Source organism: Streptomyces sp. AC558_RSS880 (genome assembly GCF_019049255.1).
Taxonomy (GTDB): Bacteria; Actinomycetota; Actinomycetes; order Streptomycetales; family Streptomycetaceae; genus Streptomyces.
In genome coordinates this window covers 10648-21279 of the sequence record NZ_JAGMUJ010000216.1, presented here as the reverse complement: position 1 = coordinate 21279, position 10632 = coordinate 10648, and the positions used below count along the sequence as shown (strand labels likewise).

Here is a 10632-nt window from a genome sequence, read left to right as displayed (position 1 = left end):
GCCTGGGGCGGTGGGGGTGCGTCGGTGTGGTGGTGCTGTTGTCCGCAGTGTGCTGTGCAGCTCCAGTCTCGAACGTGATCAGTGCCTATGTCGCGCTGCAGAACGCCGCGAACGGCGACGGCACCGTCGTCGACGGCGGTACGGCGGCGGACATTCCGCCGCGCATGCTCGCCGCGTACAAGAACGCCGTGCAGCGAGTGGGTCGGCACGTGCCCCGGTGCCGGGGCATGCGCTGGCCGGTCCTGGCCGGGATCGCCAAGGTCGAGTCCAACCACGCCACCGGTCGCACCGTCAGCGCGAGCGGGGACATCCGTCCGAAGATCTACGGGGTGCTCCTCAACGGCTCCGGCGCCGGCGGCAACACCACCGTCTTCCCCGACACCGACAACGGCCGCTACGACGGCACCGCATCCGGGGAACGCGCGGTCGGCCCGTTCCAGTTCCTGCCCTCCACCTGGGAAGGCGTCGGCCAGGACGCCAACGGCGACGGCACGGCTGATCCGCACAACGCCGACGATGCTGCCCTCGGCGCCGCGATCTACCTGTGCGGCAACGGGCGCGACCTGGGCCAGCGCTCCCAGCTCAAAGCAGCGATCTTCCAGTACAACCGCTCCAACGCATACGTGGCCAACGTGCTGGGCTGGATCGACCAGTACACCACGGCCGCCAAGAGCCCCGACCTGAAGGACGTGTCCGGCAAGGTTCGCACCGTGATCGAGGCGGCCCTCGCCCAGCGGGGGGTGCCGTACTCGTGGGGCGGCGGCAACGCGAACGGCCCCTCCTACGGGATCTGCTGCTCCCCCAGCGGCAAAAGCGGCACGGCCATCAAAGGCTTCGACTGCTCGGGCCTGACCGTCTACGCCTACGCCAAAGCCGGGATCCGTCTGCCGCGCACCGCTGCCGCCCAGGCGGGTGTGGGACGGCGGATCCCCGCCAGCGGCGGTACCCGGGCGCTCAAGCCCGGTGACCTGGTCTTCTACGCCTACGCGCCCGGGCGGGACTCGACGATCTACCACGTCGGCATCTACCTCGGCGGCGGCCGAATGATCAACGCCCCCCGGCCCGGCGCCGTCGTCCGCCTGGACCCCATCGACGCCATATCCGGCTACGCGGGAGGAGCCCGCCTGTTATGACCCCATCCTCGCCGTACACGCCGCGCTCGCCGCGTCCGCTGGCAATCACCGCCATGGTCCTGGCAGTCGCCGGGCTTGTCCTGCTGGCCATGCCGCACCCACCCACCACGCCGGCCCCTGCGGATGCAGCGACCGCTCCTGCCACCCCGCCTGTGCGTTCCTCAAAACCCGCTGCCGGGCGTCACTTCACCGGCAGTGCCCCGCCGGCTTCCCGTTCAGCTCGCGCGACCGCCTCTGCACCGAGCCGATCGGCGCCTGCCTCGATGCTGCCGCCACGCGGAGAAGGCGCGGCCGGTGACCGGGCCATCCAGCAGACCCTGGAGGACGCGTGGCCCGCCGACCTTCCGGCCGGTGATGAGCGGCAGCTACTCACGGCCGGCCGGGCACTGCTGCGGGCCGACGCGACGGGTGAGGGCCGCGACCGGTGGCCCGCGTACTTCGTCCGGCAGGAGACGGTCGCGCCGGCGTTCTCCACCGCTCGCTTCCGTATCCAGGCCGCCATCGCCCGTCGCGGCGGCCGGCCGGACCGGGCGGTGGTGCATCTGGTGTGGGCGGGTGCCGACCGCGGCGGCACCTACAGCGACGGCCGCATCACCGACCTGCACTTCACCCGCACCGCTTCGACGAAGGGAGCCTCCACATGGGTTCCGCAGCCCCGTACCTGAGCGGTCAGGCCGCCGCATCGATCTTCGGTGAGGCACTCGGCCTGCTCACCGGCCTCACCCACACCGCCGGCTGGCTGATCACCCACTGGTGGGTGCCCGCCACGGCCGTCCTCATCGGCTGGGGCGTGAACGAGATAGTGATGCGCCGCCTGGCACGCGCGGCCTCGGCCCAGCGGATGGCGCTGGAACTGGTGCCCTCACGGCACTTCGACCCGTCCTTGGAGGAGATCTTTCGCCGCGGAGTGCAGCTGGCCAGGGCTTCCACGTCCATGCCCTGGTGGGCGCCGCGCCGGTCCAAGACGGTGCAGATCCGGCTGCGCGCCGACGGCACCGCGCCGCTGCGCTACCGCATCGAGGGACCAGCCGGCGCGCAGCGGCTGCTGTCGATCACCCCGTTCGGACCGGACGTCACCGTGAAGAAGGCCTCTGCCCTCAGAGACAAGCCACGCAAGCATGCGGTGCGGGCCGAGTTCGTGCTGCGGGGCAAGCCCACCGCGCCGCTGCGCGAGGTGCCCCTCGAGCCCGACCCGCTGCAGCCCTTGGTCGACGCGGTGTCCGACCTGCGCGCGGAGCTGGGTGACCTTGCCGAGGTCCGTCTGGACATCCAGCGCGCTCCGAAGTGGGTACTGCGGGCGCGTCGTGTGCAGCTGATGGCCCAGGCCCGCCGCGTCGAGCGGCGCGAGGCGCAGCGGGCCGCCCGCTGGGTACGCCAGGACGCCAGCGGGATTGAGGACTCCCTGACCTGGCAGCTGCAGCAGCTGGTCGCAGGAAAGCAGGGCGGGGGCGTGGGTGGGCGCCGTCTGGTCATGCCGCCCGTCCCGCGCCGGGTGGAGGCGGCCGAGGCGTTGGGCAAGCTCGCCGAGGACGACCATCTGGTGCGGGTGCAGCTGCTGGTGATGTGCGCCTCCGACACCGAGGGTCGCGCCCAGGCCCGGCTCGCCCAGCTCCAGGCCGCCTTCGACGTGTTCGGTGGTGGTGCGCGCTGGGCGATGCGCGGCTGGCGGCTGGGGCCCTGGCGGTTCGGGGCGGACCGCTGGCCCAGCCGGCGGGGCTTCGAACGCCGCTGGAAGCTGGGGCACTGCCAGCCGCCCCGGACGAACTGGGTCCGCCTGGAGGAGCTGACCGGTCTGCTCAAGCCACCCACCGTGCACTGCCGCCTGCCACTACTCGCCACCGACCTGCCGACCTTCCAGCACGGCAATCCTGACCTGCTACTGCAGGGCATCTACCGGGCACCGGACGGACGGCGGCGCCTGGTCGCCACCCACGCGCGCGAGACGCTGTTCGAAGTCGGGGTGGGCAAGGCCGGTGGCGGCAAGACCGAACGCGCCCTGGCACAGGCGATCGGCTGGGCGCACGCCGGCGGCGGACTGATGTTCCTCGACCCGCACCGCGACTCCTGGCCCCGCGCCCTGCCGTTCCTGGCCCACGACCATCTGGCCCAGCGGATCGCACTGATCGATCTCAACGCCGTCGGACCCACCCCGCAGATCAGTTCGTGGAACCCGATCGGTATGCATCAGGGCCAGGTGGCGCACGAGGTCGTCGAAGCCGTCACTGACGCCTACGCCTCCGCGCTGGGCTGGGACGACGCCAGCGCACCCCGCGCACTGACCATCCTCACCGCCGCTGTGGCCGTCCTGGTGGCCGTCAACGAGGCCGTTTGCCGGGCCGGGCGGCCGGAAGATCAGGCGACGGTCTTCCACGTACGGGCCCTGCTCACCGACGCCGGCTTCCGCAAAGCAGTCCTCGCGGCGGTGGAAGGTCGGCTGGGCGAAGAGACGCGCTCCTGGTGGCGCACCGTGTTCCCGACCTTGCCGCCTGACGCGTTCGCCGTCGTCCTCAACCCGATCGCCCGGCTCGCCGCCAACCCCGTCACCCGCGCCTTCCTCGGCCAGCCGGTCGGCGTCTACAACATCCGTGCCGCCATGGACGACCGGATGATCGTGTGGGTGTGCCCAGGCGGCAACGGCCCCACCGACCGGCTCATCACCGCCCTTCTCGCCCGGGACCTGCTGCGCGCGGTGCGTTCCCGCCGCGACATCCCAGAAGCCCAGCGGGTGCCGTTCCGGGCGTACTTCGACGAGCTGATCACGTTGACCGGCGCCGCCCCGGAGACCATCGCCGCGATGTTCGAGGACTTCCGCAAGTACAGAGTCCATGTCCACGGCATGACCCAGCTGCTGGCCCGCCTGCCCATCGCGGTGCGGCTGTCACTGGTGCAGAACGCCTCCACCCTGGCCACCACCGCAGGGTCGCGGTCCGCCATCGCCCCGATCACCTCGGAGTGGGGTGACAACCCCAGCCCCGACGTCGTCGCCGCCCTGGACCGCTTCGAGCACTACATGTCGCTGACCGTCCGCGGCCACCGCGTCGGACCCGTCCGAATCACCGGCCCTCACCTCGACGAGGTCTTCGCCGACCACGCTCGCCCCCACCGAACCACCGCACTCGAGAACGCCGCCCGCGCCAACGCCGAAGCCGCATCCCTTAGCCAGCTCACCACTCGCGCCACCGAACAGCTCAGCCGGGTCAGTACCCTCCTCACCCAACTCACCCCTACTGCGGCGCGAGCCTCGAAGGAGAATCACTACAGTTAACCGCGGCCAGGGCCTTGCCGACCGCTCACACTCCGGGTCCGGTCGAGTCGCTGCTGCATCAGCTCCTGGTCGTGCTCGGACAGCATCAGATAGCGCCCCGGCCAACTCCATGACCTGCTGCGGCCAATCGCTCCCGCGGAGAAGCACGCTCTATGACAAAGCGGTCTTTCGCTCTGTTTGAGTGAGGGGCGGGCCTTGCAGGTGCGGTTTTTTCGGACCGATGAGCATGGGGATGAGCATGTCGGGCGAGAACAGACGGGTCGCGGGTAGCTCCAGGCTCATGACGTCCAGCAGGGCTTCCATGGCGCGTGGATTGCGTGCGCCGGTTTCCACGGCCTTGTCGACGAAGCGTGCGAGAAGGCGTTCGATGCTGTTGGGGCGGGTGTCACTGGCTCCCGGATACTGGGCGTCCTGGCCGACGGCCAGGTCCCAGGCGGCGGCCACCGGCCGCGCGGCAGCGCGCTGGAGACGGCGTGCAAGGCCCGGCTGTCCTGGCTCTGTGGTGCTGAGCACGTTGCGGACAGCGAGGGCGCACTGGGCGGCGACAGTGAGACCGTGGCCGTAGACGGGGTTGTAGCCGGCGATGGCGTCGCCGAGGACGAGGAAGCCGTCCGGCCAGCGTTTGGCCTGCTCGTAGTAGCGGCGGCGGTTGGCCGTGGCGCGGGTGGTGGTGATGTCCCCGAGTGGCTCGGCGTCTTTGATGAGTTCGCCGATGACGGGGTCGTCCAGGCCGAGTGCGAAGTCGATGAAGGCGTCGGGGTCGTCGGTGGGTTCGCCGCCGCGGGTACCCGACAGCGTGACGATCCAGCGGTTTCCCTCGATGGGCAGGATGATGCCTCCTCGCCCTGGTGCCTTGGCCGGGTTGGCCTGCACGTTGACGAGGGGGAAGTTGATGTCCCGGGTTGCCTCGGGGGCGGCGTAGAGGCGGGTGGCGTAGGCGACGCCGGCGTTGACCTCTCGCTCCGTGATGCTCGGTGCTCCCAATTCGGCGAGCCACTGTGGCGTGCGGGAGCCTCGCCCGGAGGCGTCGATGATCAGGTCGGCGCGGAGGGTGCTTTCCTCGTCGTTCGTGCGTATGCGGACGCCGGTGACGGCTGTGGCGTCACCTTCCAGGCCGAGTGCACTGGTCTCTTGGCGAAGTGTAATGCGCTCGTCGGCCAGGACGCGGTTTCGCAGGACGAAGTCGAGGAGGTCGCGGGAGCAGACCAAGTTGCGGTGATGGGTGGCTGTGAAACGGCGGAACCACACTTCGTTGGGGGCTCGGGAGACCATGTCGCCCATGATGTGGACCAGGCGGCCGCCGTGGGCGGTGATCTCGCCGGTGAGGCCGGGGAGGAGGTCGTCGAAGGCCTTGACTCCTCCGCTCCACACCAGGTGGGCGTGGCGGGCCTGGGGAACGCCCCGGCGTGGTTCGGGTCTGTCGGGGAGGCGGTCGCGTTCGATGACGGTGACGTCGGCGAAGTCCATGAGGGCTGCCGCAGCGAACAGGCCGGTGGCGCTGGCTCCGATCACTACGGTGGTGGGCCGACGGGTGACGGTTTCTTCAGCCATGGTGATTCGCGCTTTCTGTGCTGGTCATTCGCCGGCGGACGTTTTCGAGAATGTGGGGGTGGCTCAGGGCGGATGCGATGCCTTCGATGCGGTCGCTCACAACTACGCCTCCCTGTAGTCCTTGGGGGTGCGCGGTTGGGGGCCCGCCCTGCTGATAGGTGCTGATGGCGGCGCTGATCGTTATAGCTCCGGCGATATCGTCCGCGGTCGGGGTCTCGTGCCTGGCCTGTGCGGCTTTACGGGCCCGCTGGTGAAGAGCCGGGTCGAAATAGGGGCTGAGTACGCGCAAGGCGTCGTGGATTCGCTGTCGGCGTTGCATGAGGCGCAGGTCGAGAGGAGTCCATGGTCCGAAGCGTGCTTTGGCCGCCGCTGGTGCAAGGACGCGGAGTGCGCACCACAGCGGGCCCAGCCGCCGGTATTCGCGTTGGTCTCGGATCCATTTCTGCAGGAACGGTCCGGCTTGGGGGACGATGAAGCCGAGCGCGACGAGGGCGGCTTCCATGAGCGCGAACGGGGGTGCGGCCTGGGTGCTGAGTACGTCCCAGTCGTGTCCCGACCAGCGAGCGCCGATCGCAGCCATCTTCGCTACGTCGAAGACGAGTCCTGATGCGAAACCGAGTTGCAGGAAGACCACGCCCGCCTTCAGCCAACGGTTGGCGACGTCGGGGAACCACTTCCACAGCATGGAGACCGCCACGAGGGACGAGACCATGTGCGCAGCGATGTAGAGAAGGATGTGTTCGCGCATCCAAGGGGTGCTGGCGTAGTAGGTGTCCAGGTCATAGATGCGTGCCGTGGGAACGTCCGCCAGGATGAACGTCAGCCACAGGACGGCGATGATGCCTGCGTAGAGCCAGTAGATGCGGCGGATTCTGCGGCGGCGTCTTTCCGACGGTTCCTCCCGCCAGCGCATGATCATGGTCAGGCCGGTGGCGCAGAATGCGGTGAGGAACGAGTAGGCCCAGGGGGCGGCGATGTTCGGTATGCCCGTGAGGACGTTGAGCCGTTCTATGTTGACCGGGGTGATCACGACAAGGACGGCGGTGGCCCAGGTCAGCAGGAGGGTGGTCGCCCTGACGTCGGGGTCGCGCGAGGCCCGCAGGAACGTGGGGAGCTTCAGTACGAGGGCCAGCGCCAGCAGTACTGTGGGCAGAATGTAGGGGACGTGGAAGGACGGGCTCATGGCAGAATGTGCCCGACGCGGTTACTCAGAGACAGGTTGATGCGGCCTTCCACGGTGTCCGCGCTGACCGGGCCCTGCGCGTAACGGCCTTTCATCCAGGTGCGGACCTCGCGTCCGAAGAGCAGCCCGAACGTTTCGGCGTCCGCCTCATGGTCGTCGGTCGATTCGGCACGGGCCGCAACGGCAAGGAGCGCATCCAGGGGTATTTCGTGCGCTGCGAGGATCTGCTCGACGGCCCGCTCGATCACTTCCGCGGCCTGCTCGGTGGGCAGTGCACGGGCGGCTGTCGGCATTCCCGCGACGTGGTGTCCGCAGTCCCCCTGCTCCTCGTGCCACAGCTCATGGCCGAGGATAACCAATTGGGCCTCGGGGACCGTGCGTTCCTCCACGACGATGATGGAGTGGTCTCCGCAGTCCAGGCGCATGCCGGAGACGGGAATGTCCGGCGGGAAGGCCCGGAACACAAGGTGGATCGGCCGACCGGTTCGTGCGCTCATGGCCGCGCAGAACGCTTCCATGACCTCCTGGGGTTCGGCCGGCCGTTGAACGGCCCCCGCCGCGCGCCGACCCAGGACGGCGAGTAAGGACTTCATCGCCTTGGTGCTCACTGCTCGCGACCTCCTTCCGGAGGCACGACGGACCGTAGAACTCCTTCGAGGAGGCGCTCCAGCTGCTCACGGGTCAGGGAACCGTGCATGCGCAGGTCGGTGGATCTCACGCCGTAGCGGTCCATCAGGGCGAGCACGGGATCGCTCTCGGGATGTTCGAGCTTGTGCAGGAGTGGGAGCAGGGCGCGGTTGAGCGCGTCGGCGGCTGATGCGGTGAAGAACGCCTCTCCCTCCTCGACTTCGAAGTATTCGACGAGCCCGTGAAGAAGTTCGACGCTGGGTACTTTTTTGCCGTCGCAGATCTGACGTGCCCAGTACCCGGAGACACCCAGTTGGTGGGAAATGTCCGAGGCCAGGTCGGACATGCGTCTGCCGGTCGCGGCCATGTGGGCTTTGGCGAGCGCTGCGATCCGCGTCCGGACCCGGTCGTTGACGGAGTCGTCCGGTGATGTGCCGCCCTGGAGCAAGGTGCGGACCGTGGACGTGGGCAGGGCGGTCTTGGCGGCGAGTTCTGCTACGTCCAGCAGGTCCGAACGGATGCCCTTCTCCTGGATGGCCTTGTCAAGACGCCGCAAGGTTTCGGAGAGAGGAGGGGGTGATGCCACCGTTGCACTCCCGGGTCGGGGGACTGACGCCTGGTGTTGCTGGCGGGACCATACGTGACGAACACGCCAAGCAGCAACGATCGTTGAGTACAAGCAATCGATGATTGTCCAGATTGAGCCACGAGGCGGCGACTGCGGCCAGCCCGCACAGTCGCTCCCGCACGCGGAAGCGCCTCATCACTTTGACGTGGTTCAACCGATAAGCCCAGGAGGCGATTCGGGCGGCGGGTGCCCAGTACGCCTCATTCCGGCCTGCCGAACGCCGAAATCAACGATCGATGAGTAGCTTAAATCTATCGTTGACAGCTTTTCATGCCCATAGCAACATCTTGAGCACCGCTGCTCTCCTCGGTTTCCGCAAGTGGCCGGGCCGGCGGCGGTGCATCGCGACACCCTGCACGACAGACACATGATCAAGAGGGCGCAAGCGGAAGGGCTGCTGGCGCACGTGTCACTGGAAAACCGGGCAAGCACGGCTGACGGGCCTGCCCAATGATCCACATGACTGAAAGCGCCCTCGTGGTCCACGATGCCGCGGGCCGGACCCCCGCACAGAGCAGCGGGGGTCGGCATAACGAAGCCCTGGTTGCCCTTCGCCCGCCACATCGCCTTAAGCCTTTCAATCGACCTGGAGGGATGCACATGCCATGGCTCCGGCCTGAGGCTCACCAAACGAAGGCAGCAGTGAGAAACCCGGAGGCTACGGCACCTGGAGCGTTAAGGGGGATCTGTTGAACACGCCGCCGTCCCTGCTCCCGGAGCACCTCACCCGCACGGAAACCGAAGAGTTCCTGCGGCTGATGACGCACCTGGTCACAACGTGCCGGTCGGTCGCCGAGCAGTACCCCGACGGATGGCGGCCCCCCTCACCTGACAGGCCCGCCGACTTCGGTGCGTCCATGGCGCTGATCGCCGAGATCTCCCGCACGCTCAACCAGACGCGTCGCGGCATCCGCCGGATCAGCGACGGCGCCCGCTACCGGCTGCACACCCCCGGGGCGCCCGTCAGTCTGCCGTACTAGGCAGGCCAGCCCTGAGCAGCTCCTGGTGCCAGCCCCCTCCCCCGCCGAAGCCCGGTACTGACCGGCCTTCTTCGGGCCAGTCCGCGTCCCGGCCGCGCCTCTAGGACCAACACCAGCCGCTGCCTGGCGGCCAGTGGCCGGCCAGAGCGAGACAGCACTGTCTTGCCGGGCAGCACAAGGCGCCCCGAGTGCGCCCGGGCGCACTCGGGGCGCCATCAACAGTTCAACTGCTCACGCCACAACATCACTTCAGGAGTGACCCCCACGTGTCCCCAGCACCGATGACCACCATGACTGCCGCATCGCTCACGCTGTGTGCTTTGGTCGCCCTCTCTGCCTGCGGCGCCTCCGACGGTGATGGTGAAGCTGCCGTCGAGACATCACCGACGCCCTCGGCATCATCATCTGCCTCCTCCGATCCAAAGGAAGCCGTCAAGCGGGAGGCGATCGCCGCCTATCAGGGCTACTGGCAGGAGATGGAGAAGCTGTACGCCGACGAAAGCGGTGCTGGTGCGAACCTCAAGAAGTACGCCGCCTCGGCCGCCCTGAAGAACGCTACAGCTGACGCCAAGCGCACCCATGACCGTGGGCTCATCAACATCGGTGACGTCCGCGTCATCGACCCGGCCGTCACCAAGTACGACGCCAAGGGAAAGATCCCGAACGCCACCATCTCCGGCTGCCTGGACATCTCCCAGTGGCAGACCGTCGATGTCGACACCAAGAAGCCGGTCACCCTTCCCAGTAACCGGCTGACCAAGTATCTGATCGTCAGCACACTCGAAAAATGGCCCGAGGGCTGGCGCGTCATCCGTGACAAGCCCCAGGGCAAACCATGCTGACCCGCCGTATTACCGCCGTGGCGACGTGCCTTCTCACAGCTTTATCCATGCCGAGGGTCGCGGTTGCCGATGAAGAACCGAAAGGCAACGGCAACACCGAATGCGGGATGTACACCTGTCAGGTTGAGGTGGAGGTCCCCGGCCAGGCCGGCGGCCAAGGCAGTGGCGGCAGCGGAGCGGGCGGCGGCAGCGCAGGAGACGAGGCAGACGGCGGCAAGAGCACCGACCTGACCAACTGCACCTACAAGCTGGTAGATCCGCAGCCGCCTGCCGGCAGCTTGGACTGGGACGGACATGGCCCCGGCGATGGCGCGGTCTATGAAGAGACCTGCAGATGGAATGACAGCGGCGACACCATCGTCCGCATGGTGTGGCTTGCCGAGCCGCCTGGGGACGAGACCACCGTTGACCCGGCTGTGCTCG

The 10632-nt window shown here is 68.2% G+C and carries 9 protein-coding genes and 1 pseudogene; 6 read left to right on the top strand and 4 right to left on the bottom strand.

The window, feature by feature from the left end; translation table 11 throughout:
- Positions 1 to 74: 74 nt before the first annotated feature.
- The 3 genes from KUM38_RS41100 (at position 75) to KUM38_RS41090 (ending at position 4398) form a co-directional block, all read left to right on the top strand.
- On the top strand, positions 75 to 1133 hold the full coding sequence (locus tag KUM38_RS41100) for a bifunctional lytic transglycosylase/C40 family peptidase (RefSeq protein WP_308409165.1): 1059 nt from the start codon (positions 75 to 77) through the stop codon (positions 1131 to 1133).
- 263 nt (positions 1134 to 1396) lie between these two features.
- The gene (locus KUM38_RS42765) at positions 1397 to 1798 is read left to right on the top strand and encodes a hypothetical protein (protein ID WP_254398565.1); all 402 of its coding nucleotides are present in this window, start codon (positions 1397 to 1399) and stop codon (positions 1796 to 1798) included.
- Entirely contained in the window at positions 1774 to 4398 is a 2625-nt protein-coding gene (locus KUM38_RS41090; protein WP_217137252.1) for an ATP/GTP-binding protein, read from the top strand. Before KUM38_RS42765 ends, KUM38_RS41090 begins: the two co-directional genes overlap by 25 nt.
- 150 nt (positions 4399 to 4548) lie before the next feature.
- Here KUM38_RS41090 and KUM38_RS41085 read toward each other — a convergent pair whose 3' ends face one another.
- Genes KUM38_RS41085 through KUM38_RS41070 form a run of 4 tightly spaced genes read right to left on the bottom strand, consistent with a single transcriptional unit; the run spans position 4549 to position 8315 of the window.
- The gene (locus KUM38_RS41085; RefSeq protein ID WP_217137251.1) at positions 4549 to 5949 is read right to left on the bottom strand and encodes an FAD-dependent monooxygenase; all 1401 of its coding nucleotides are present in this window, start codon (positions 5947 to 5949) and stop codon (positions 4549 to 4551) included.
- A complete protein-coding gene (locus KUM38_RS41080) occupies positions 5942 to 7132 on the bottom strand; it encodes an MAB_1171c family putative transporter (protein WP_217137250.1) in 1191 nt (396 codons plus the stop codon). Before KUM38_RS41080 ends, KUM38_RS41085 begins: the two co-directional genes overlap by 8 nt.
- Positions 7129 to 7740, bottom strand: coding sequence for a toxin (locus tag KUM38_RS41075; RefSeq protein ID WP_217137249.1), 612 nt, complete (start codon positions 7738 to 7740; stop codon positions 7129 to 7131). Before KUM38_RS41075 ends, KUM38_RS41080 begins: the two co-directional genes overlap by 4 nt.
- The gene (locus KUM38_RS41070) at positions 7737 to 8315 is read right to left on the bottom strand and encodes a hypothetical protein (protein ID WP_254398564.1); all 579 of its coding nucleotides are present in this window, start codon (positions 8313 to 8315) and stop codon (positions 7737 to 7739) included. The genes KUM38_RS41075 and KUM38_RS41070 overlap by 4 nt, the downstream gene beginning before the upstream one ends.
- 761 nt (positions 8316 to 9076) lie before the next feature.
- On the opposite strand from KUM38_RS41070, the gene KUM38_RS41065 reads away from it, so the two are divergent.
- From KUM38_RS41065 to KUM38_RS42760, 3 genes and pseudogenes are all read left to right on the top strand, one after another.
- The gene (locus KUM38_RS41065) at positions 9077 to 9367 is read left to right on the top strand and encodes a hypothetical protein (protein ID WP_254398563.1); all 291 of its coding nucleotides are present in this window, start codon (positions 9077 to 9079) and stop codon (positions 9365 to 9367) included.
- Positions 9368 to 9648: 281 nt separating this feature from the next.
- Positions 9649 to 10209 (top strand): hypothetical protein, encoded by a 561-nt coding sequence (locus tag KUM38_RS41060; RefSeq protein WP_254398562.1) that lies wholly within the window; start codon positions 9649 to 9651, stop codon positions 10207 to 10209.
- Positions 10203 to 10632 (top strand): annotated as a pseudogene (locus KUM38_RS42760) (ATP/GTP-binding protein); the annotation flags it as partial. The gene KUM38_RS41060 and the pseudogene KUM38_RS42760, both read left to right, overlap by 7 nt.